This is a genomic window from Bradyrhizobium guangdongense, assembly GCF_006483445.1.
Taxonomy (GTDB): Bacteria; Pseudomonadota; Alphaproteobacteria; order Rhizobiales; family Xanthobacteraceae; genus Bradyrhizobium; species Bradyrhizobium guangdongense_A.
In genome coordinates, this window is record NZ_PPPT01000093.1 from 1 (window position 1) to 21,428 (window position 21,428).

Genomic DNA, 21,428 nt, shown 5'->3' on the forward strand with positions numbered 1-21,428 from the left:
CCTCGACGTCGCCGGCGAGGGCAAGATCGCCTGCAATCAGGTGCTCTATCATCTCAAGGAGCGCGCGATCGAGCATGCCGTGATCCCGTGGTGCGAGATGCACGGCGTTGCCGTGGTGGACTATTCGCCGTTCGGTCACGATGATTTTCCCGCTGCGAGCAGCAAGGGTGGCGCGGTGCTGGCACAGATCGCGAAGGCGCACGGTGCGACGCCGCGTCAGGTCGCGCTGAGCTTCTTGACCCGGAAGACTACGGTGTTCGCGATTCCGAAGGCCTCGAGCGCGGAACACGCCGCCGAAAATGCGGCCGCTGGCGACATCACACTCACGAAAGACGAGATTGCGGCGCTCGATGCGGCGTTTCCGCGCGGTCCGAAGCCACGCGGCCTGCCAATGCTGTAGTGCAAAACGGGCCTTTATTAATGGAGCGTTGACGCGCGCGGACCTCAGCGCATATCGGCTTCCTGTTTTCGGGCGTTGTGAAACGAGCCCTTTTGTCGTTTTTTATGGGCTCATCCGAATCGACATTTATTTCGCTGAGTTCCAGCCGTGACCCCGCCTCCCGCCGCAGCCCTCAGGCTCGACAGCGTCTCCGTGCCCATGCCCGAGAAGAAGCAGGCCGCTCGCCGCGCACCTGCGCGCGTCGATCATCCCTTCAAGGGCATTGCGCTGGTTCTGCTGTCGACGATCTTCCTCGGCTGCTCCGACGTCACGGCAAAATATCTCTCGACCGAGTTGCCGTCGATCGAGATCACCTGGATCCGCTTCCTGACGTTTGCGCTGATGTTCACGCCGGTGATGCTGCCGGTCTCGCCGCTCTACGCCATGCGCACCGAGCGGCTCGGCCTGCAGCTGATGCGTGGCGCGGTGCTGCTCGGCTCCTCGCTGTTCTTCATCACGGGCCTGCGCTACCTCCCGATCGCGGAGGCCTCCGCCACCGGCTTCGTTTCGCCGCTGTTCGTCACCGCGCTGTCGATCGTGTTCCTGAGCGAGAAGGTCGGCGTGCGCCGCTGGATCGCGACCGCGATCGGCCTGATGGGCGTGGTGATCATCCTGCGGCCTGGCACCAGCGCGTTTCACCTCGCGGCGTTCTTCCCGATCATCTCGGCTTTCTGTTGGGCGGCCGCGCTGATCCTGACCCGCATGATGAGCGGACGCGAAGCCGTGCTGACCACGATGGCCTATTCCGCATTGACGGGCGTGACGCTGCTGACCCTCATGGTGCCGTTCGTCTGGGTCACGCCGTCCTGGAGCGCAGTCGGCCTCGGCATCTTCATCGGCGTCGCGTCCACGGTCGGACAGTGGATCATCGTACTGGCCTATCGCTACGGCGATGCCTCGGTGCTGGCGCCGTTCTCCTACACCCAACTGCTCTGGGTCAGCATTTTGGGCTTCTTCCTGTTCAAGGAAGTGCCCGATGTCTGGACCGTGACCGGCGCCGCCTTCATCGTCGCGAGCGGCCTCTACATCGCCCATCGCGAGCGCATCCGCCGCAACCAGCTTCTGGTGCTGGAAGAGCGTTCGCCGAACGCCTGACGCAATATCTCTTTTGCGGCTTTGTGCTATCAACGGCTCCAACGAAAAGGGAGGAGCCGGATGCGCGCTGCGATTTTCAGGAACGGTGAGATTGTCGTCGACCGCATGGCGGAGCCGAAACCCGGCGCCGGCCAGGTGCTGGTTAAGACGCTCGCCTGCGGCATCTGCGGCTCCGATCTCCACGCCCGCCAGCACGCTCCCCGGATGGCCGAGATGGCCAAGAAGCTCGGGCGTACGCCGATGGACGTTTCCCGCGACGTGGTGTTCGGCCACGAGTTCTGCTGCGAGATCGTCGACTATGGCCCCGGAACCGAACGCAAGCTGAAGCCTGGCACCCATGTCTGCTCGCTGCCGGCGCTGCTGACGCCACAGGGCATTATGGGCATCGGCTATTCCAACGACCTCGTCGGCGGCTATGCCGAGCAGATGCTGCTGAGCGAGCCGCTTTTGCTTGAGGTGCCCAATGGCCTTGCTCCCGAGCATGCCGCACTCACCGAGCCGCTCGCGGTCGGCGTTCACGCCGTTGCCAAGGCCAACATCACGGGCAAGGAAGTGCCGCTCGTCATCGGTTGCGGGCCGGTCGGGCTTGCTGTCATCGCCGCATTGAAGATCAGGGGATTGCACCCGATCGTCGCCGCCGACTACTCGCCGACACGGCGGGCGCTCGCGGCAAAGCTCGGCGCCGATATCGTCGTCGATCCAAGAGTGTCGCAGCCCTATGCGACCTGGGCCGAGCACGCGCAGATGTCGGACGCCGAGAAGGCGGCGCGGCCGCCGCTCCAGGCCATGCTGCCCGCGCTCAAGCCCGCCGTCATCTTCGAATGCGTCGGCGTGCCCGGCCTGCTGCAGCAGGTGTTCGAAGGCGCGCCGCGCGATGCAAAAGTCGTCGTGGTCGGCGTCTGCATGGAGAGCGACAGATGCGAGCCCATGCTCGGCATTATGAAGGAGCTCAACGTTCAGTACGTGCTCGGCTACACGCCGGAGGAGTTTGCGTATTCGCTGCGCCTGATCGCGGAAGGGCAGGTGGACGCCGCCGCGATGGTGACGGCCACTGTCGGCATCGATGGTGTGGCAAAAGCGTTCGCCGATCTCGCCAATCCCGAGGTGCACACCAAGATCATCGTGCAGCCCTGGAAATAGCCGCTACACCGGCAGCGCGATCGAATACTTCACTTGGCTCAGCGCAAAGCTCGACTCGATCGAGGCGATGCCGTCGAGCCGGGTCAGCTTGGTCTTCAGGAAGGTTTCGTAGGAAGCAAGGTCGGCTGCGACGACGCGCAAGAGATAGTCGCGGTTGCCGGTCATCAGATAGCACTCGAGCACCTCGTCCCATTTCGAGATCGCTTTGGCGAAGCGGTTGAGATCCTCTTCCTTCTGGCGCGCCAGCTTGATCGAGATGAAGACGCTGACGTGCAGACCCAGCGCCTTCTGGTCCACGGTTGCGATGTAGCGCGTAATGACGCCGCGCTCTTCCAGAAGCTTGACGCGCCGGTGGCAAGGCGAGACCGAGAGGCCGACCTTGTCGGCGAGTTCCTGCATGGTCATCCGGCTGTCGGTCTGGAGCAAAGCGAGGATTTTTCGGTCGATGGCGTCGAGCTCGGGCATTGGAATAAAACCTGTGGCGAGGACCAGATCATTGGTAAATTATCCCAATTCTGGACGGTATGGCGCGAAAGTTTGAGAATTCTGAAGGGGCCGGCGGAGCTATGATCGGGCCATATTTCTCCGGAGCATCGCCATGCCCGTCGATTTCGCTCGCCTCGACACCCTGTCCGCGCTCAGCCGCAAAGCGCTGTGGCTGTCATCATGGACCATCCACCACGCCAACCATATCCGCCCGAATACCGACGGGCTGAAGGTCGGCGGCCATCAGGCCTCCTCCGCATCGCTCGCGACCATCATGTCGGCGCTGTATTTCCATGTGTTGCGGCCCGAGGATCGCGTCGCGGTGAAGCCGCATGCGAGCCCGGTGTTCCACGCCATCCAGTATCTGTTCGGCCGACAGACGCGCGAGAAGCTGGAGAATTTTCGCGGCTTCAAGGGTGCGCAGTCATATCCTTCGCGCACCAAGGATGTCGACGACGTCGATTTCTCGACGGGCTCGGTCGGGCTCGGCGTCGCGCAGACGCTGTTTTCCTCGCTGGTACAGGATTACGTCAAGTCGCATGGCTGGATGAAGGATCGCCGCGAAGGGCGGATGATCGCGCTGGTCGGCGACGCCGAACTCGACGAGGGCAACATCTTCGAGGCGCTTGCCGAAGGCTGGAAGCACGGCCTGCGCAACACCTGGTGGGTGGTCGACTACAACAGGCAATCGCTCGACGCCGTCGTGCGCGAAGGGCTCTGGGAAAAGTTCGAGACCGTGTTCCGTAATTTCGGCTGGGACGTCGTCATCGTGAAGTACGGCCGGCTGATGCGCGAGGCGTTTGCCGAGCCAGGCGGCGCGGCGCTGAAGACCTGGATCGACAATTGCCCGAACGCGCTTTATGCGGCGCTGTGCTTTCAGGGCGGCGCAGCCTTCCGAAAGCATTTGCACGACGAGATCGGCGACCAGGGACCGATCACGAAGCTGATCGACAAGCGCAACGACGACGAGCTCTTGGCGCTGATGTCCAATCTCGGCGGCCACGACATGGCGAGCATGCTGGAGGCGTTCGAAAAGATCGATCACGATCGCCCGGTCTGCTTCATCGCCTACACCATCAAGGGCGTCGGCCTGCCGTTCCAGGGCCACAAGGACAATCACGCCGGCCTGATGACGGTCGCGCAGATGGAAAAATACCGCGAGAGCCAGAATATCCGTCCCGGCCACGAGTGGGACAAGTTCGAAGGGCTCGCACAAGGCGCGGCCGAGCTCGAAGCGTTCCTCGCGCGCGTGCCGTTCAATCAGGACGGCCGGCGACTGACCGCGCCCACCATCGAGGTGCCGGCGCAGCTCGCCTTCAAGCCGTCGCCGCAGATGTCGACCCAGCAGGGCTTTGGCCTCGTCCTCAACGAGATCGCGCGCAGCGACAGCGAACTCGCCAGGCGCATCGTCACCACGTCGCCGGACGTCACGGTCTCCACCAATCTCGGCCCCTGGGTGAACCGCCGCGGCCTGTTCGCGCGCGCCGAGAAGGCGGATTTATTCCGCAGCGAGAAAATTCCATCGACCTTCAACTGGGATGCCTCGCCTAAGGGGCAGCATCTCGAGCTCGGCATCGCCGAGATGAATCTGTTCATCATGCTCTCCGCGCTCGGCTTGTCGCACCAGATCAATGGCGAGCGGCTGTTGCCGGTCGGCACGCTCTATGATCCCTTCATCGAGCGTGGCCTCGATGCGCTCAACTACGCCTGCTACCAGGATGCGCGCTTCATGGTGGCGGCGACACCCTCAGGGATCACGCTCGCGCCTGAGGGCGGCGCGCATCAGTCGATTGCGACGCCGCTGATCGGCATGGCGCAGGACGGGCTCGCCTCGTTCGAGCCCGCCTTCGTCGACGAGCTGGCCGCGATCATGGGGTGGGGCTTTGACCACATGCAGCGTGATGCCGGCGAGGGCGGCTCGGTCTATTTGCGGCTGTCGACGCGCAGCATCGACCAGGTGCAGCGGATCATGACACCGGAGCTTGCGAAGAACGTCACTGACGGTGCCTATTGGCTGCGCGAGCCCGGCCCCAATGCCGAAGTCGTGATCGCCTATACCGGCGCATTGGCGCCGGAAGCGATCGAAGCCACCGGCTTCATCGGCGAGAGCCGGCGCGACGTCGGCCTGCTCGCGATCACCTCGGCGGACCGCCTGCATGCGGGATGGACCGCCGCACGGAAATTGCGCCGCGACCGTCGCGGTGTGCAGCATCTCAGCCATATCGAAAAACTGCTGGCGCCGCTCACCCGCGATTGCGGCATCGTGACCGTGATCGACGGCCATCCGGCCACCCTCGGCTGGCTCGGCAGCGTTCGCGGCCATCGCGTCGAGGCGCTCGGCGTCGAGCAGTTCGGCCAGACCGGCACGATTGACGACCTCTACCGCCACCATGGCATCAACGCCAACGCCATCATCGATGCGGCCGAAAGCCTCACCACCGGTGCGCCGGTCCTGCATCGCAAGATGGCGGTGTGACGAAAGCGGCCCTCCGCCAGGCGGGGAGGGCCGTTTTCGGTCGTCGTTCAGTGCTGAACGGTATTGCTCGCCCAGATCGGGAAGTTCGGCCGGTAGATGACCAGGTTGCCGTCAGTCTGCATGACGAGCCAGCTGCCCGGTGCGCCGGGAGTGTTGGATGCCCAGGCGGGCGCGTTGTTGACGTGATAGAGCACGAAATTTCCGTCGGTCTGCATGACGGCGCGATCGACGTCGCTCTGCGCCGTATTCGAAGCCCATATCGGATGGCCATCGCGAGTTCGGTAGATGACGAGATTGCCGTCCGTTTGCATGGTCAGGCGAAAACGGTTGTCCGAGGACATAATGGAATCGCCGTGATGCAGTGCTTGTCCGGGCGAGAGGCGGTCAGACATCAAGCTCTCCTTCAAATCTGAATTTCGTGATCGAAAAGGTCGGGAATGCGGAGACGGTGCATTCGAAAGGCAGGATAGCCGGTAGCTCCGAAAACGCATGTGAACTGGCTAACACGCCAAGATTGTTGTCTTATGGGAGTTCACTGAGCGATAGGGCGCGCTCGTTCCCTATGAGGGGCGGCGTTTCGCTGAGGTAACCGCTCCGGTCTGCATCTTGCCACCGGCCCGGCGTCCGATCATATATTCCCCTGTCCGCCGCATCGCAGGTCAAGCATCGGGGCGGGTTCAACTCCCCCGGCTTTCGTGCAAGGATGCCTGCCGAAACGCCCCTCCATTGCGAAAAGAAGAGGTCCAAAATGGTCAATCGCATGCAATTCTACATCGACGGTGCCTGGGTCGATCCCGCCGTCAAGAAGTCCATTCCGGTCGTCAACCCGGCGACGGAAGAGCCGATGTACGAGATTGCGATCGGCTCCAAGGCCGACGTTGACAAGGCGGTTGCCGCCGCCAAGCGCGCCTTCGCGACCTATTCCCAGACCAGCCGCGAGGAGCGCATCGCGCTGCTCACGAAAGTCGTCGAGATCTACAAGGGCCGCATGAAAGAGATCGGCGCTGCGGTCTCGGACGAGATGGGCGCGCCGCTGCCGATGGCGGAGAAGCTGCAGGCTGGCGCCGGCCTCGGCCACATCATGGCGACCCTCGACGTGCTCAAGAACTATCACTTCGAGGAGCAGGTCGGTACCGCGACCGTGCTGCGCGAGCCTGTCGGCGTCGTCGGCATGATCACGCCCTGGAACTGGCCCTTGAACCAGATCGCCTGCAAGGTGGCGCCGGCGCTCGCCGCCGGCTGCACCATGATTTTGAAGCCGTCGGAGTTTACCCCGACCTCGGCACTGATCTTCGCAGAAATCCTCCATGAAGCCGGCGTGCCGAAGGGCGTGTTCAACCTCATCAACGGCCTCGGCCCCGAGGTCGGCGCCGCCATGAGCGAGCATCCCGATATCGACATGATCTCCTTCACCGGCTCGACCCGCGCCGGTGTCGACGTTGCCAAGCGCGCCGCGCCGACCGTGAAGCGCGTCAGCCAGGAGCTCGGCGGCAAGTCGCCGAACGTCATCCTCGAAGGTGCCGACCTGCAGAAGGCGGTGACCGGCGGCGTGATGCACATGTTCAACAATTCCGGCCAGTCCTGCAACGCGCCCTCGCGCATGATCGTGCCGTTGTCGAAGATGAAGGAAGTGGCCGCGATCGCGAAGGCGGTGGCCGACAAGACCAAGGCCGGCGATCCCCGCGGCGAAGGCACCACCATCGGCCCGGTCGTCAACCGCGGCCAGTGGGACAAGATCCAGGCGCTGATCAAGAAGGGCATCGACGAAGGTGCAACGCTTGTCTCCGGCGGCCCGGGTCTCCCCGAGGGCGTCAACAAGGGCTTCTATGTCCGTCCGACCATCTTCGCCGACGTCACCAACGAGATGACGATCGCCCGCGAGGAAATTTTCGGACCGGTGCTGACCATCATCGGCGCCAAGGACGAAGCCGACGCCGTGCGCATCGCCAACGACACGCCTTATGGTCTCGCGGGTTACGTCACCGCCGACACGGTCGAGAACGCCCGGAAGGTCGCGCGCCAGATCCGCGCCGGCAACGTCAACCTGCAGGGCGTGCCGAACGACCGCACCGCGCCGTTCGGCGGCTACAAGCAGTCCGGCAACGGCCGCGAATGGGGCAAGTACGGCCTCGAGGAATATCTCGAGGTGAAGGCGGTCGCCGGGTACAACGCGGCGTAAGCCGTCTCGCGTGAGCAAATGAAACGCCGGAGCAGGAAACCGCTCCGGCGTTTTTGTTTCCGTCATTCCGGGGCGTCGCAAAGCGACGAACCCGGAATGACAAGCAGAGAGACTATCCCCCCAGCGCGCCCTGCGTGTTCACATACAGCGCGTAGATCGACTGGCTCGCCGCCATGAACAGGCGGTTGCGTTTCACCCCGCCGAAGCAGAGGTTGGCGCAGCGCTCGGGCAGCGCGATGCGGCCGATCATGACGCCGTCGGGCGCGAACACCACGACGCCGTCGAGCTCGGGATCGCCCATGCCCCAGCCGCACCAGAGATTGCCGTCGATGTCGACGCGGAAACCGTCCGGCGTGCCGGGACCCGCGTCGACGAAGACGCGCTTGTTCGAAAGCCTGTCACCGGAAGGCGAAACGTCATAGGCGAGAATCTTGCGAGTCGGCACGCCCCGGGATTCGATGAGGTAGAGGATTTTCTCGTCCGGCGAGAAGGCGAGCCCGTTCGGTCCAAGCACACCCTCGGCGACGACGGTGGCTTTGCGGGTCTCCGGGTCGAGCCTGTAGACGTTCATGTCGATCTCGGGCTCGGACTTGTAGCCCTCGTAATTGCCGAGGATGCCGAAGATCGGATCGGTGAACCAGATCGAGCCGTCGGACTTCACCACCACATCGTTCGGCGAGTTGAGCCGCTTGCCGTCGAATGAATCCATCAGCACCGTGATCGAGCCGTCATATTCGGTGCGGGTCACGCGGCGGCCGCCATGTTCGCAGGTAATCAACCGGCCTTGGCGGTCGCGCGTATTGCCGTTGGCGAAGTTGGAGGGTTTGCGGAAATTGCTGACCGCGCCGGTTTCCTCCTCCCATTTGATGATGCGCTGGTTCGGGATGTCGCTGCACAGGAGATACCGCCCGTCGCCGAACCACACCGGGCCCTCGGCCCAGCGCAGACCGGTCGTGAGCCGCTCCACGGCCGAGAGTTTCAGCCAGTATTTTTCGAAGCGTGGATCGAGGGCATGGATCGCCGGATCGGGATAGTAGGTCGCGGGGCGCCAGCCTTGGGTGTGGGACGATGCATCCGACATGTGCGTTCTCGTTGTTGCGTTCCCTCTGGACAAATCTGCTATCATTAGAGACATGTGATCGCAAATCGTGCGCTACCGATGAGGAAAGACATGCCGCGTATCTTGATGACGGGAGCTTCGGGCGGAATCGGCACGAGCCTGCGAAAACTGTTGCCGCCGATCTATCCGGACCTCGTGCTGTCAGACATCAAGCCGCCGGCCGATCTCGGCAAGGGCGAGACCTTCAAGGCGGCCGACCTTGCCGATCTCGCGCAATGCGAGGCGATCTGCGAGGGCGTCGACGGCATTTTGCACTTTGGCGGCTATTCGGTCGAAGGCTCCTGGGACGATATTTTGCAGGCCAACATCATCGGTGGCTACAATCTGTTCGAGGCGGCGCGCAAGAAGGGCGTCAAGCGCGTGATCTTCGCCTCGTCCAACCACGCGGTCGGCTTCTATCCGCGCCATCACAAGATCGGCACCGACGTCACCGCGCGTCCCGACAGCCGCTACGGCGTGAGCAAGGTGTTCGGCGAGGCGGTCGGTGCGCTCTATGCCGACAAGCACGGGCTGAAGGTCACCTGTCTGCGCATCGGCAATTTCGGCGAAAGGCCGCTCGACCAGCGCCGGCTCGCGATCTGGCTCAAGCCGGAGGATCTGGTGCAGCTCTGCCGCATCGGGCTCGAGCATCCCGATATCCATTTCGAGGTCTTCTACGGTGCGTCCTTCAACGAGCGTGCCTGGTGGGACAACCACCGCGCCTACGAACTCGGCTATCGCCCGACCGGCCGCGCCGAAGATTTCCGCGAGCACGCGATGGCGGAGCAGGCCAAGTTGAAGCCCGATCCGGTCGGCGATTTTTTCCAGGGCGGCACGTTCTGCAGCATGGAGTTCGACGCCGACCCGGGCCGCATCATCGACTGGTCCAAGCGCTAGTCGCGCGACACGGCGCACCTATCCGGCCCGCCTTGTCGTCCGTTATGATGGAGGTCAAAGCGGCCGGGGACGATTTATCGTAACATGGTCTATGCCATTGCAATCCAGGGAGCACGTCATGAAACGCCGGACATTCCTCAAGGGCAGTGCCTTCGCCGGCGCGACGACGTTGGTGGCCGCCCCCGCGATCGCGCAGAGCGCACCCGAGATCAAATGGCGATTGACCTCGAGCTTCCCGAAATCGCTCGACACGATTTTCGGCACGGCGCAGACCTTTGCGAAATATGTTGCCGATGCCACCGACAACAAATTCCAGATCCAGACCTTTGCGGCCGGCGAGATCGTGCCGGGCCTGCAGGCGCTCGATGCCGTGAGCTCGGCCACCGTCGAGGTCGCGCAAACGCCGCTCTACTTCTACATCGGCAAGGAGCCGGCGCTGGCCTACGCGACTGGCGCGCCGTTCGGCATGAACCACAGGCATCAGCACTCCTGGTGGAGCTTTGGTGGCGGCGCCGATCTCTGCAACGAGGCGCTAAAACCGTTCAAGGCGCACGCCATCCTCTGCGGCAATTCCGGCACGCAGATGGGCGGCTGGTTCCGTAAGGAGATCAAGACGGTCGAGGATCTCAACGGCCTTAAATTCCGCATCGCCGGCATGGGCGGCCATGTGCTCGCAAAGCTCGGCATCGTGCCGCAGCAGATCGCTGGCGGTGACGTCTATTCGGCGCTGGACAAGGGCTCGATCGATGCCGCCGAGTTCGTCGGTCCCTATGACGACGAAAAGCTCGGCTTCTACAAGGTGGCGAAGTACTACTACTTCCCCGGTTGGTGGGAAGGCGGCGCCATGCTGCACATGGTCATCAACGACGAGAAGTGGAACGCGCTTCCCAAGCAGTATCAGGCGATCCTCAATCAAGCCGGCGCGGCAGCGGGCTCATGGATGATCGAAAAATACGACAGCGTAAATCCCGCCGCGCTCAAACGGCTGATCGCCGGCGGTGCCGAGTTGCGTGCCTTCCCGCAGCCGGTCATGGAAGCCTGCTACAAGGCCACGCAGGACTATCTGAACGAGATCGCCGAGAAGAGTCCGCTGTTCAAGAAGACCAAGGAGAGCCACGACGCCTATATGAAGGAAGTGCTGTTCTACACGCAGATCGCGGAGAACTATTACGACAACTATCTGCTCAGCAAGACGCGCAAGGGCTAACGCCGGGCCTCGCCCGCGATCCGCGCCAGATAATCCGACTTGCTGAACTGCATGTGGTCGACGCAGAGCTGCGCCAGCGCCCAGCTGTCGCGGCCCTTCAACAGGTCGATCATCATGTCGTGCTGGCGGCGTGATTGCGCGAGGCCCTCGCGGTCGGCGAGGTTCTTTGCGCGCATCGGCAGCGTCAGGTTCATGTAGTCCTGCAGCGCGCGTACCAGATACGGATTGCCGCAGGCCGAAAACAGCGCGACGTGGAAGGCGTCGTTCGCCTCGTGGATGCCGCGCAAATCGTGCGCGTCGGCCCTTGTGCAATATTGCCGCTGCAGCTCGGTGATCTCGTCGATCAGGCTCTGTGGCGCGGGCAGGGGGATCATCAGCGCGGCCTGCCGCGTCAGCATTTCCCGCACCTCGTAGATCTGCCTGATCTCTTCGGCGGAGAAGAACCGCACGGTGGCGCCGACGTTCTTCTCGCGGCGGACGATGCCGCGCCGTTCCATCTCGACCAGCGCCTGGCGCACGAAATGGCGTGAGGTGCCGTAGCGCGACATCAGCGCGTCCTCGGTCAGCCGCGCCGCCGGCGGGAAGCGGCCGAAGATGATGTCCTCCTCCAGCCGGCCGACCACGTCATCGGGGTCGTCCCGCCGGAGCGTCGGCATTTCGACGCTTGAAGTGTCGGCCATCCCTCTGCCTCCTAGCCGGCCAAGGCCCGGGGTCCAGGCACTTCTGTGGGGCAGGGAAGGCTAGATTGTCAATAATCTGGTTGTCGCGGGACCCGGATTGGCTCGAATTTACAGGCTATCCTTCAGTGTTATTGACAATCTGGGGCCAGTCTGTAGGACAATGGTAATCTGGAAGGGAGCGGCATGATGACGAGCGGCTTGCGCAAGGGGCTGACGAGCTACGGCGACGCCGGATTCTCGCTGTTCTTGCGGAAAGCCTTCATCAAGGCCATGGGCTATTCCGACGACGCGCTGGAGCGCCCGATCGTCGGCATCACCAATACCTATAGCGACTACAATCCCTGCCACGGCAATGTGCCGCAGATCATCGAAGCCGCGAAGCGCGGCGTGATGCTGTCGGGCGCGATGCCGTTCGTGTTTCCGACCATCTCGATCGCCGAAAGCTTTGCGCATCCGACCTCGATGTATCTGCGCAATCTGATGGCGATGGACACCGAGGAGATGATCCGGGCGCAGCCGATGGATTCGGTGATCGTGATCGGTGGCTGCGACAAGACCTTGCCAGCGCAAGTGATGGCAGCGATCAGCGCCGACCTTCCGACGGTGGTCATTCCCGTGGGTCCGATGGTCGTCGGCCATCACAAGGGCGAGGTGCTGGGCGCCTGCACCGATTGCCGCAGGCTTTGGGCAAAGTATCGTGCCGGCGACATCGACGCCGAGATCGAGGCCGTCAACGGCCGCCTTGCACCCTCGGTCGGCACCTGCATGGTGATGGGCACGGCCTCCACCATGGCCTGCATGATCGAGGCGATGGGCCTGTCGCTGCCGATGAGCGCGACCATCCCCGCGCCGCATGCCGAGCGCTTTCGCCTTGCGGAAGCCAGCGGCAAGGTCGCGGCAGAGATGGCCAAGGCGAAGGGGCCGAAGCCAAGCGAGGTGTTGACACCTGCGTCGTTCAGGAATGCGCAGGTCGTGCTGCAGGCGATCGGCGGCTCCACCAACGGCCTGATCCATCTGACCGCGATGGCGCACCGCTCGCCGCACCGGCTCGACCTCGGCGTCTTCGACCAGCTCGGCCGCGAAGTGCCTGTGCTGGTCGATCTCAAGCCGTCCGGCGAGCACTATATGGAGCATTTCCATCACGCCGGCGGCGTGCCGAAGCTATTGGCGCAGCTCGGCGACCTCATCGATCTCGATGCGAAGACGATTTCCGGGCAGACGCTGCGCGACGTCGTCGCCGGTGCCGAAGAGGTGCCGGGGCAGGACGCGATCCGCCCACGCAGCAATCCGATCAAGACCGAAGGCGGGCTCGCCGTCCTGCACGGGAATCTCGCGCCGCGCGGCGCCGTCATCAAGCAGTCGGCCGCGAGCCCAAAGCTGCTGCAGCACACCGGACGCGCTGTCGTCTTCGAATCCGTCGAGGACATGACGCTCCGGGTGGACGATCCCGATCTCGACGTCACCGCTGACGACGTGCTGGTGCTGCGCAATGCGGGACCGAAGGGCGCGCCGGGCATGCCTGAGGCCGGCTATCTGCCGATCCCGAAGAAGCTCGCGCGTGGCGGCACCAAGGACATGGTGCGCATTTCGGACGCACGCATGAGCGGCACCGCGTTCGGCACCATCGTGCTTCACATCACGCCGGAATCCGCCGTCGGCGGCCCGCTGGCGCTGGTGAAGAACGGCGACATGATCAGGCTCGATGTCGGAAAGCGAAGCATCGAGCTTCTGGTCGATGCCACAGAACTGGAACGGCGGCGGGCTACGCTGAAGCCCGTTGCTGCGCCGGACGAAGCCAGGCGCGGTTACGCCTGGCTGTTCAACGAAACCATCTTGCAGGCCGATGAGGGCTGCGATTTCGACTTCATGCAGAGGACTGGGAAGGGGTGAGAGAGCACCCGCGACGACGTTCAGACCGCTAAAGCGGCGACATAAAACAGGGGGAAACGATGATTGCACGATCCATGCCGAGATTCTTGCAGGCGCTGGCGGCAACGGCCGCTGTTCTCTTCGTTACCGGCGCGTCGGCACAGGAGGTGAAGCACTATCGCTTCGCCTATGACCAGCCGCGCAACACCGGCTATTCCATCGCCGGCGATCTCTTTGCCGACAAGCTCAAGGAATTGAGCAAGGGCACCATGATCATCGATCAGTATCCGGGCGCCCAGCTTGGCCAGGAGCCGCAGGTGCTGCAGCTCGTGAAGGCGGGTGACGTCGAATTCGCCATCATCTCCTCCGCCAACACCGCGACGATCTCGCCGCAGGCCGGCGTGATGTCGCTGCATTTCCTGTTCCGCGACGAGAACCACGTCGTGAAGGGGCTCGCCGATCCTCGCGTGTTCGAGGCGCTCAAAACCATGATTGACGAGACCACGCAGGGCCTGCACGTGATCGCGACGGGCTCGCAGGGCGTGCGGCACATGTACTCCAAGAAGGAGATACATAACGTCGGCGACATCAAGAACGCAAAAATCCGCGTGCAGGCGACCGCGACGGAGGACACGATGTTTCCGGCCTATGGCGCCCAGACCGTGCACATGCCGTTTGGCAGCGTCTACACGTCGTTGCAAACCGGCGTCGTCGACGTCGCCGAGAACAGCATCAACGTCTACCTCGTCAACAAGCATTATGAAGTGGCGCCGGTGCTGAACATCACCGAGCACGAGGCCAACAATGCACTTGTCTTCATCTCCGACAAGCTCTGGCAGAGCCTGACGCCGGAGCAAAAGGGATGGGTGCAGGCCGCGGGCGCCGAGATCAGCTCCAAGGAGCCGCAGAAGGCGTTCGATCTCGAACGGACGGCGGCCGACAAGTTGAAGAAGATGGGCGTCAAGATCGTCGACAACGTCGACAAGAAGAGCTTTACGACGATCGCCGATCCCTATCTCGACAAGCTCGCCAAGGAGCTAGGCCCGCACGCCGAGAAGATCAAGAATCTGATCCGGTCGGTGAACTGAGCCTCACCCCAAGTCGTCATGCCCGGGCTTGACCCGGGCATCCACGTCTTTCTTCGAGCCGCGCGCCTAAGGCGTGGATGGCCGGGTCAAGCCCGGCCATGACGAGAGCTTCTACGGCAAGGATCCTGGAGCGGAAGTCGATGTCCATCGCCGACAAATTGCTGGTGCAACGGCAACGTCACCTCAAATGGCGCTGGCTCGACTGGCTCGAGATAGCGCTGATGATCCTGTGCGGGCTCATGTGCTTCGGCTTCTCGCTGTCGGTGACGGCCGACATCGTCACCCGCACCATCGGTCATCCCTGGCTCTGGCTCCAGGAGGTCACCTCGACGCTGTTCATCTATGCGATCTTCATCGGCACGGCGGCCGCGACCCGGCGCAACGATCACCTTTATCTGACCGCCATCTCCGAGGCGATGCACGGCACGCCACGGGTGATCGTCGAGATCGTGATCCGCGTGGTGGTGCTGGGCGTCGCTGCCGTCCTGATCTGGTACGGCTATCAAAACTATCTCCGCGGCTTCGGCAGCTTTCGCCTGCCGTCGGGCACGCCGATCGCCTCGCTCTACGCCATCATTCCGCTGTCGGGTGTGCTGATCGGCCTGTTCACGATCGAGCAGCTCGTCAACGGTCTGCGCAACGGCTTTGACCATCCCGAACCGCCTGACGAAGACGCCGTGCCTGCGCTCCCCGTCAGCGAAGCGCAGGTGAGGGCGCAGCCGTGAGCGCGCCCGTCGTCCTGACCCTGATGTCGGTCTGCTTCCTGGCCTTCGGCTATCTCGGCGTGCCCGTGCCGTTCTCGCTGATGGCCGGTGTCTTCATCGGTGCGATCCTGTCCGATGTCTCACTTGCCGCGATCATCCAGAAGATTTTTGACGGTGTAGACTCCGAGGCGCTGCTCGCGATCCCGTTCTTCCTCCTCGTGGGCGAGCTCATGAGCTCGGCCAATGTCGTGGTACGAATAGCCAATCTCTCGGTATCCCTGGTCGGACATATCAGGGGTGGACTGTCGCAGGTCGTGGTCGTCTTCAGCATGTTCTTCTCGGAGATGTCGGGTTCGACAACGGCCGACGTCGCGGTGATGAGCCGTGCGCTCGGCGGCCCGATGAAGCGTGAGGGTTATGAGCCCGCCTTCATCGCCGCGATCATCGCGTCGGCCTCGACCATTGCCGCGCTGGTGCCGCCGAGCATCACGGCGGTGGTCTATGGCGCGGTCGGCAACGTCTCGATCGCCGGCCTGTTCATGGCGGGCGTCGTGCCGGGCCTGATGATCGGTTTTGGCCTGATGATCTATTGCTATTTCTTCGGACCGTCCGGCCTGCGCAAGCCGCGCGCGCCGCTGCGCCAGATCGCCTTTGCCGCTGGCGATGCGGCCCTTCCGCTGATGATCCCGGTCATCCTGCTCGGCGGCATTTTGACCGGCTGGTTCACGCCGACGGAGGCCGGCGTCGTTGCAGTGGTCTGGATCATTATGGTCGTGATCCCCGCGCTCAACCGCGGTCACATCACCAAGATCCCGTACGACTTCTGTCTCGCGGGCCTCATCTTCTCGCTGCCGCTGATCACCATCGGCGCCGCCAACGCGTTCGGCTGGATGCTCGCTTATCTGCGCGGCGCGACCTACATCGCCGAGTGGATCACCTCGATCGCGGGCAACGATCCGCATTTGATCATGCTGCTGATGGTGCTGCTGTTCACCGTGGTCGGCGATTTCATCGAACCGGTGCCGACCATCATCATCTTCATGCCGCTGGTAAACGCGCTGACGGAGGCGGGCGACGTCAACGCCGTGCATATGGGCGTGGTTCTGATCGCGACGCTCGCCTTCGGCCTGATCACGCCGCCTTACGGGCTGGTGCTATTGATGGCGTCGAAATTCGTCGGCGTCAGCTTTGCCAAGGCGCTACGCGCGGCCTTGCCGATTTATATCGTGTTCCTGGCGACGATCGCGTTCGCGATCTATTTTCCGAGCGTGGTGCTGTGGCTGCCGCGGCACGTGCTGCCGGAATCGGTCGGCTGCTTCAAGTCGCCGGCAGGCACCGGCTACATCTGTCCTAAATAGCGACCTGCTCGATGCGCCAGTCGGCTGCATGGCGTACGTAGCGAAACGGTGTGCCGTGACTGTTCTTGAAGTAGCTGCCGGTGAGTGAGTTTGCCATGCCCTGCATCACCGCGTCGTGGCAGACGAACAGGAGATCGTCGTCGGGATGGCGGTCGAGCCACGCAGAGACGCAAGCCAGCGACCTCTGGGTCATCGCGTTCCAGTTCTCGCCGTCGTCGGGCAGGATCGAGACGAGGCCCGTGGCGGATTTGACGCCGTGCTTGGTCATGAGGTCGCGAACGAGGAGCCCCTCGAAACTTCCGAAATCGAACTCGATGATGCCGTCATCGATCGTGAGCGGCACCGAGATCGCGTCCGCGATGATCTCGGCCGTCTTCGCCGCGCGCACCAGCGGGCTCGCGACGATGCGGCTGATGCCGATGCCACGCAGCATGTCCGCGGCTTCGTGCGCTTGCCGGAAACCGTCCTCGTTCAGCGGATTGTCTGTCCGGCCCTGGAAGCGGCCTGCACGATTCCAGTCGGTCGCGCCGTGACGGAGGCCGTAGAACGAGCGCGCCGGCGTCAACGCGTTCATTTCGACTTGCTCGTGAACTTCTTCACGGCAACCCGGAAGTCCTCCGTATTCATCGCCATGATGATTCGGTGCTCCTCGGCGTCGAGCTGCTGCTTCACGGGGGTCGTGGCCGCCTGGTAGACCAGCGATTTCGTGCCTGATATCGCGGCATCAGGGTTCTGCGCGAGCCGGGCGGCGAGTTGCCGTGTCGCAGCCTTCAACTCGGCCGCAGGGACGACCTTTGCCACCAGACCCCACTCATAAGCTTGCTGCGCCGTAAACGTGTCTTCGGCGAGGAAGATCTGAAGCGCGCGGCGGGTTCCGACCGTGCCGACGATGCCGACCGTCGAGCCGCCGTCCGGCGACACACCGATCTTGGCATAGGCCGGGGTGAATTTTGCGTCTTCGGCCGCGATGCAGAGATCGGTGACGAAGGCGAGACCCATGCCGGCGCCGGCCGCCGAGCCGTGCACGCTCGACAACGATAGTTTTGGCATCCGCCGGAGCGTCTCGATGAAGGCATGATAGTGTTTCAACAGCTCGCCGACGACCGGCGTCACATTGTTGGCTTCAGCCGCCGCACCGATGGTCTGCAGGTCGCCGCCGGCGGAGAACGCGCGGCCTTCGCCTTCGATGACGATCACCCTGATAGCGCTGTCAGCTTCAATTTGCGCGGCGAGCCGCTCCAGCTTCTGCGCGATCGCGAGATTGATCGAGTTGTAGGCGGCGGGGCGGTTGAGCGTGATGGTGGCGATCGGGCCTTCGATTCTGAGCAGGGCGGGATCGTCGGAAGGCGAGGTGGCAGACATGGAAAAATCCCTGGCAAGAGGTCATTGCCGCAACTAAATCGCAGAAGGGGTGGGGTGACAATCCCCGCGCGCCGGGGCCTTGCCTAATGCCGGGCGATAGGTTCAAATATGCCAAGCCATCGTTTAGGGACGGACACGAGCGCCGACGCCTCGATCGACCAGGCCAGCAAGCCAAAATCAGAGAGAGGAGACGACATGGGTAGTGCCTGTGTCCAGAAAATTGGGCTGTTCCGATGACCGATGGTCCTGTCGTCATTGTCGGTGCCGGCCATGCCGGCTACCAGGTCGCCGCGTCGCTACGCCAGGCAGGCTTTTCCGGTCGCGTTTGCCTGATCAACGACGAGGCACATCTGCCGTATCAACGGCCGCCGCTGTCCAAGGCCTATATCAAGGGCTCGAGCGGCCCCGAGAGCCTGATGTTCCGGCCGGAAAAATTCTACCACGACCAGAAGATCGAGCTGGTCGCGGGTCGCGCGGCTGCAATCGACCGCGCGGCGCGCAAGGTGAAGCTCGCTTCCGGTGACGCGCTTCACTACGGGCATCTGGTGCTGGCAACGGGTGCGCGCAACCGGCTGCTCGACCTGCCCAACGCCAACCTGCCCGACGTGAAGTATCTGCGCATCCTCGACGACAGCGAGGCGCTGCGTGCGATCATGCCGTCGAAGACGCGGGTCGTGGTCATCGGCGCCGGCTTCATCGGCCTCGAATTCGCGTCCACCGCGCGGATCAAGGGGCTCGAGGTCGACGTGCTCGAGCTCGCGCCGCGCGTGATGGCGCGGGCCGTGACGGCCGAGGTGTCGGAGTATTTCCAGGCGCGCCATCGCGAAGCCGGTATCCGCATCCATCTCGGCGTGCAGGCAACCAGCATCGAAGCCGAGGGCGGCAAGGTGACGGGCGTCTCCTTGAGCGACGGACGGCATCTACCTGCTGATCTGGTCGTGGTCGGCGTCGGTGTGCTGCCGAACATCGAGCTCGCGGCAGAAGCGGGCCTGCCGGTCGCCTCCGGCATCATCGTCGACGAATATCTGTCGACCGCCGATCCCAACATCTCGGCGATCGGCGACTGTGCGCTGTTCACCAGCCCGCGCTTCGGCGGCTCGCTGCGGCTGGAGTCGGTGCAGAACGCGACCGACCATGCCCGCTGCCTGGCTGCGCGGCTCACCGGTGACAAGAAGGTCTATGACGGCCAGCCCTGGTTCTGGAGCGATCAGGGCGACGACAAGCTGCAGATGGCGGGCCTCACCACCGGCTACGACAAGGTCGTGCTGCGCGGCGATCCCGCGAAAAAGGCCTTTTCGGCGTTCTGCTACAAGGGCGACAAATTGCTCGGCATCGAATCCGTCAACCGCGCCGGCGATCACATGTTCGGCCGCCGCTTCCTCGGCATGGACCGCACACTCGCGCCGGAGAAGGCGGCGGATGAGAGCTTTGATCTGAAGGGCGCGCTGGCCTGATCAGCGCGCGGCGATGACGGCGGCGACTTCCTGCGCCGTCGGCATCGAGGGGCCGGCGCCCATCCGCTGCACGCAGATCGAGGCGGCGATGTTGGCGAAACGAAGTGCCTCGCGCAACGCGACACCATCGGCCAATTGCGAGGCGAGCGCGCCGACGAAGCAATCGCCGGCGCCTGTGGTGTCGACAGCCTTTACGATGCGACCCGGCACGACCAGCTCCTCATTGCCAGCGAGCGCGAGCACGCCGCGCTTGCCGAGCGTGACGCAGATGATCTGGCTCTTGTTCGCCTGAAGCCGCTGCGCGGCTTCGATGATGCCGGCGTGATCGGTGTTTTCATTGAGCGCGGTGTCAGACAGCAAGCCGAGCTCGGTTTCGTTCAGCACGAGGATGTCGACGAGCGCCAGGAGCTCGCGGCTGAATTTCTGCGCCGGGGCCGGATTGAGCAGCGTGGTTGCGCCTGCCGCGCGCGCCCTGCGAAAGAACGCGGCGATGGTCGGAAGCGGGATCTCGAACTGGCTGACCGCGACGTCGCCCTTCAATAGCGGCACGACGGTAACGTCATCCGCGCTGACCAGCGCATTGGTGCCGGGAATGACGACAATGGTGTTGTCGGCCTCGGCAACGGTAATGATCGCCGTACCGCTGTGAGCCGTTGCTGTTTCCTGGACATAGCCGAGATCGATGCCCTGGTCGGCCAAAAACGCCTTCAGCTCCGCGCCGAACGCGTCCCTGCCGAGCCGGCCGATCAGCGTGGTCGTCGCGCCGAGCCGGGCAGCGGAAACGGCCTGGTTCGCACCCTTGCCGCCGGGGAAATACAGCACCTCTTTGCCGGCGATGGTCTCGCCGACCCGGGGATGCCGGTCGGCCGTCGCCACCACATCCATGTTGATGCTGCCGGCAACGAAGACGCGTCCCATCAGGCGCGGACCTCGAACTCGTGCCTGACCTTGGCGATGTCGACAAGGGTCGGCAGGCCCGCTTCGTTGCCGAGGCGCTGGATCTTGTGGGTCGAGGCCGCGCGGGCGAAGTCAAAATGCTCGCGCCAGCTTTTGCCGGGATGGGCCAGATACGAATAGATGTAGGCGCCATGGAACACGTCGCCGGCGCCGTTGGTGTCGATCACGAGCTCGCGCGGGATCGGCATCGCCGGCAACGTCTCGACCGCACCGGTCTCGCCGTACCAAAGCAGGCCTTTCTCGCCCATGGTGATGCCGCCGATGCGGCAGCCGCGGCTCTTGAGATATTCGAGCATCTGCGGCGGCGTCAGGTTCATCTGCTCGCATAGCCGCTCGGCAACGATCGCGACGTCGATGAATTCGAGCAGCTCATGCGTGTTCGAGCGCAACCCGCCGCCGTCGAGCGAGGTCAGCACGCCGGCCTCGCGGCACACTTTTGCGTAGTGGATCGCCGCGTCCGGCTGGTGGCCGTCGACGTGCAGTGCGCGGCACTTGCCGAGATTGAGGATCGGGAAGGGATGGATGTGCTCGTCGTCGCGGCAGCGGACGATGGCGCGCTTGCCGTCCTTGGGCATGATGAAGGAGAGCGAGGACGAGTTCACCTTCCGGTTATGCAGCGAGATCGCGTACTTTGCGCACATGTCCTGGAACATCCGTCCCAGCCAGTCATTGGCGACAGTGGCGATCAGATCGGGCACGATTCCCAGCTTGGCACAGCAGAACGCCGCAGTGACCGCATTGCCGCCGAAGGAGACCGCATAGGCGGTGGCCACGTGCTTCTCGTCGCCGGTCGGCATGTGGTCGGTGATGAAGGTAACGTCGATATAGGTCTGTCCGATAAAGAGAGCCTGCATAGTCTTCCCGTGATGCGCTGGGTGGTCCCGGCCGGCGGCATACCTTAGCACCGGTTCCAGGCAAGGGCCGCCGAAATTATTCGC

Annotated in this window: 20 protein-coding genes; 12 read left to right on the forward strand and 8 right to left on the reverse strand. The window is 63.5% G+C overall.

The window, feature by feature from the left end; all coding sequences use genetic code 11:
• From C2U70_RS13520 to C2U70_RS13530, 3 genes are all read left to right on the forward strand, one after another.
• A partial coding sequence (locus C2U70_RS13520; RefSeq protein WP_140978525.1) for an aldo/keto reductase occupies nt 1-400 on the forward strand: 400 nt, incomplete at its 5' end.
• Nucleotides 401-598: 198 nt separating this feature from the next.
• Nucleotides 599-1,534 carry a DMT family transporter gene (locus C2U70_RS13525; protein ID WP_186294241.1) on the forward strand — a complete coding sequence of 312 codons (936 nt, stop codon included), beginning with the start codon at nt 599-601 and terminating at the stop codon, nt 1,532-1,534.
• Nucleotides 1,535-1,594: 60 nt separating this feature from the next.
• The gene (locus C2U70_RS13530; RefSeq protein ID WP_140978529.1) at nt 1,595-2,674 is read left to right on the forward strand and encodes a zinc-binding dehydrogenase; all 1,080 of its coding nucleotides are present in this window, start codon (nt 1,595-1,597) and stop codon (nt 2,672-2,674) included.
• Between the two features lie 3 nt (nt 2,675-2,677).
• Here the strand turns inward: C2U70_RS13530 and C2U70_RS13535 are convergent, their stop codons facing one another.
• Nucleotides 2,678-3,139 (reverse strand): Lrp/AsnC family transcriptional regulator, encoded by a 462-nt coding sequence (locus tag C2U70_RS13535; protein WP_140978531.1) that lies wholly within the window; start codon nt 3,137-3,139, stop codon nt 2,678-2,680.
• Between the two features lie 133 nt (nt 3,140-3,272).
• Between C2U70_RS13535 and C2U70_RS13540 the strand changes: the two genes are divergently transcribed.
• Nucleotides 3,273-5,636, forward strand: a complete 2,364-nt coding sequence (locus C2U70_RS13540; protein WP_140978533.1) for a transketolase — start codon at nt 3,273-3,275, stop codon at nt 5,634-5,636.
• 47 nt (nt 5,637-5,683) lie between these two features.
• Here C2U70_RS13540 and C2U70_RS13545 read toward each other — a convergent pair whose 3' ends face one another.
• A complete protein-coding gene (locus tag C2U70_RS13545; RefSeq protein ID WP_186294236.1) occupies nt 5,684-6,028 on the reverse strand; it encodes a lectin in 345 nt (114 codons plus the stop codon).
• A 356-nt stretch (nt 6,029-6,384) separates the two neighbouring features.
• Here C2U70_RS13545 and C2U70_RS13550 point away from each other — a divergent pair, with 356 nt between their 5' ends.
• A complete protein-coding gene (locus C2U70_RS13550) occupies nt 6,385-7,815 on the forward strand; it encodes an aldehyde dehydrogenase family protein (RefSeq protein ID WP_140978536.1) in 1,431 nt (476 codons plus the stop codon).
• A gap of 112 nt (nt 7,816-7,927) precedes the next feature.
• Here the strand turns inward: C2U70_RS13550 and C2U70_RS13555 are convergent, their stop codons facing one another.
• Entirely contained in the window at nt 7,928-8,896 is a 969-nt protein-coding gene (locus C2U70_RS13555) for an SMP-30/gluconolactonase/LRE family protein (RefSeq protein WP_140978538.1), read from the reverse strand.
• 90 nt (nt 8,897-8,986) lie between these two features.
• On the opposite strand from C2U70_RS13555, the gene C2U70_RS13560 reads away from it, so the two are divergent.
• Nucleotides 8,987-9,811 carry an NAD-dependent epimerase/dehydratase family protein gene (locus C2U70_RS13560; protein ID WP_140978540.1) on the forward strand — a complete coding sequence of 275 codons (825 nt, stop codon included), beginning with the start codon at nt 8,987-8,989 and terminating at the stop codon, nt 9,809-9,811.
• Nucleotides 9,812-9,929: 118 nt separating this feature from the next.
• Complete coding sequence (locus C2U70_RS13565; protein ID WP_140978542.1) at nt 9,930-11,018, forward strand: TRAP transporter substrate-binding protein; 1,089 nt, start codon at nt 9,930-9,932, stop codon at nt 11,016-11,018.
• Here the strand turns inward: C2U70_RS13565 and C2U70_RS13570 are convergent.
• On the reverse strand, nt 11,015-11,698 hold the full coding sequence (locus C2U70_RS13570) for a GntR family transcriptional regulator (RefSeq protein WP_140978544.1): 684 nt from the start codon (nt 11,696-11,698) through the stop codon (nt 11,015-11,017). The genes C2U70_RS13565 and C2U70_RS13570 overlap by 4 nt on opposite strands.
• A gap of 186 nt (nt 11,699-11,884) precedes the next feature.
• Between C2U70_RS13570 and C2U70_RS13575 the strand changes: the two genes are divergently transcribed.
• The 4 genes from C2U70_RS13575 to C2U70_RS13590 all read left to right on the forward strand — a co-directional run bounded on the left by C2U70_RS13575 (nt 11,885) and on the right by C2U70_RS13590 (nt 16,717).
• Nucleotides 11,885-13,588 (forward strand): IlvD/Edd family dehydratase, encoded by a 1,704-nt coding sequence (locus C2U70_RS13575; protein ID WP_186294237.1) that lies wholly within the window; start codon nt 11,885-11,887, stop codon nt 13,586-13,588.
• 59 nt (nt 13,589-13,647) lie between these two features.
• On the forward strand, nt 13,648-14,655 hold the full coding sequence (locus tag C2U70_RS13580; protein ID WP_140978548.1) for a TRAP transporter substrate-binding protein: 1,008 nt from the start codon (nt 13,648-13,650) through the stop codon (nt 14,653-14,655).
• A 140-nt stretch (nt 14,656-14,795) separates the two neighbouring features.
• A complete protein-coding gene (locus C2U70_RS13585; protein WP_140978550.1) occupies nt 14,796-15,380 on the forward strand; it encodes a TRAP transporter small permease in 585 nt (194 codons plus the stop codon).
• A complete protein-coding gene (locus C2U70_RS13590; RefSeq protein ID WP_140978552.1) occupies nt 15,377-16,717 on the forward strand; it encodes a TRAP transporter large permease in 1,341 nt (446 codons plus the stop codon). The genes C2U70_RS13585 and C2U70_RS13590 overlap by 4 nt, the downstream gene beginning before the upstream one ends.
• Here C2U70_RS13590 and C2U70_RS13595 read toward each other — a convergent pair.
• On the reverse strand, nt 16,710-17,291 hold the full coding sequence (locus tag C2U70_RS13595; RefSeq protein WP_140978554.1) for a histidine phosphatase family protein: 582 nt from the start codon (nt 17,289-17,291) through the stop codon (nt 16,710-16,712). The two genes, C2U70_RS13590 and C2U70_RS13595, sit on opposite strands and share 8 nt — an antisense overlap.
• Nucleotides 17,288-18,079, reverse strand: coding sequence for an enoyl-CoA hydratase/isomerase family protein (locus C2U70_RS13600; protein WP_140978556.1), 792 nt, complete (start codon nt 18,077-18,079; stop codon nt 17,288-17,290). The genes C2U70_RS13595 and C2U70_RS13600 overlap by 4 nt, the downstream gene beginning before the upstream one ends.
• Nucleotides 18,080-18,312: 233 nt before the next feature.
• Here C2U70_RS13600 and C2U70_RS13605 point away from each other — a divergent pair, with 233 nt between their 5' ends.
• On the forward strand, nt 18,313-19,533 hold the full coding sequence (locus C2U70_RS13605) for an NAD(P)/FAD-dependent oxidoreductase (RefSeq protein WP_140978558.1): 1,221 nt from the start codon (nt 18,313-18,315) through the stop codon (nt 19,531-19,533).
• On the opposite strand, the gene rbsK is transcribed toward C2U70_RS13605, so the two are convergent.
• Both rbsK and C2U70_RS13615 read right to left on the reverse strand, forming a co-directional pair.
• Nucleotides 19,534-20,451 carry a ribokinase gene (gene rbsK, locus C2U70_RS13610; RefSeq protein ID WP_140978560.1) on the reverse strand — a complete coding sequence of 306 codons (918 nt, stop codon included), beginning with the start codon at nt 20,449-20,451 and terminating at the stop codon, nt 19,534-19,536.
• Entirely contained in the window at nt 20,451-21,344 is an 894-nt protein-coding gene (locus C2U70_RS13615) for a sugar kinase (protein WP_140978562.1), read from the reverse strand. The genes rbsK and C2U70_RS13615 overlap by 1 nt, the downstream gene beginning before the upstream one ends.
• Between the last annotated feature and the right edge of the window lie 84 nt (nt 21,345-21,428).

Bases quoted from the DNA above. Each gene is read 5' to 3' on its own strand.
- C2U70_RS13525 (WP_186294241.1), top strand. From the start codon at position 599: ATGCCCGAGAAGAAGCAGGCCGCTCGCCGCGCACCTGCGCGCGTCGAT.
- C2U70_RS13530 (WP_140978529.1), top strand. From the start codon at position 1,595: ATGCGCGCTGCGATTTTCAGGAACGGTGAGATTGTCGTCGACCGCATG.
- C2U70_RS13535 (WP_140978531.1), bottom strand. From the start codon at position 3,139: ATGCCCGAGCTCGACGCCATCGACCGAAAAATCCTCGCTTTGCTCCAG.
- C2U70_RS13540 (WP_140978533.1), top strand. From the start codon at position 3,273: ATGCCCGTCGATTTCGCTCGCCTCGACACCCTGTCCGCGCTCAGCCGC.
- C2U70_RS13545 (WP_186294236.1), bottom strand. From the start codon at position 6,028: ATGTCTGACCGCCTCTCGCCCGGACAAGCACTGCATCACGGCGATTCC.
- C2U70_RS13550 (WP_140978536.1), top strand. From the start codon at position 6,385: ATGGTCAATCGCATGCAATTCTACATCGACGGTGCCTGGGTCGATCCC.
- C2U70_RS13555 (WP_140978538.1), bottom strand. From the start codon at position 8,896: ATGTCGGATGCATCGTCCCACACCCAAGGCTGGCGCCCCGCGACCTAC.
- C2U70_RS13560 (WP_140978540.1), top strand. From the start codon at position 8,987: ATGCCGCGTATCTTGATGACGGGAGCTTCGGGCGGAATCGGCACGAGC.
- C2U70_RS13565 (WP_140978542.1), top strand. From the start codon at position 9,930: ATGAAACGCCGGACATTCCTCAAGGGCAGTGCCTTCGCCGGCGCGACG.
- C2U70_RS13570 (WP_140978544.1), bottom strand. From the start codon at position 11,698: ATGGCCGACACTTCAAGCGTCGAAATGCCGACGCTCCGGCGGGACGAC.
- C2U70_RS13575 (WP_186294237.1), top strand. From the start codon at position 11,885: ATGACGAGCGGCTTGCGCAAGGGGCTGACGAGCTACGGCGACGCCGGA.
- C2U70_RS13580 (WP_140978548.1), top strand. From the start codon at position 13,648: ATGATTGCACGATCCATGCCGAGATTCTTGCAGGCGCTGGCGGCAACG.
- C2U70_RS13585 (WP_140978550.1), top strand. From the start codon at position 14,796: ATGTCCATCGCCGACAAATTGCTGGTGCAACGGCAACGTCACCTCAAA.
- C2U70_RS13595 (WP_140978554.1), bottom strand. From the start codon at position 17,291: ATGAACGCGTTGACGCCGGCGCGCTCGTTCTACGGCCTCCGTCACGGC.
- C2U70_RS13600 (WP_140978556.1), bottom strand. From the start codon at position 18,079: ATGTCTGCCACCTCGCCTTCCGACGATCCCGCCCTGCTCAGAATCGAA.
- C2U70_RS13605 (WP_140978558.1), top strand. From the start codon at position 18,313: ATGACCGATGGTCCTGTCGTCATTGTCGGTGCCGGCCATGCCGGCTAC.
- rbsK (WP_140978560.1), bottom strand. From the start codon at position 20,451: ATGGGACGCGTCTTCGTTGCCGGCAGCATCAACATGGATGTGGTGGCG.
- C2U70_RS13615 (WP_140978562.1), bottom strand. From the start codon at position 21,344: ATGCAGGCTCTCTTTATCGGACAGACCTATATCGACGTTACCTTCATC.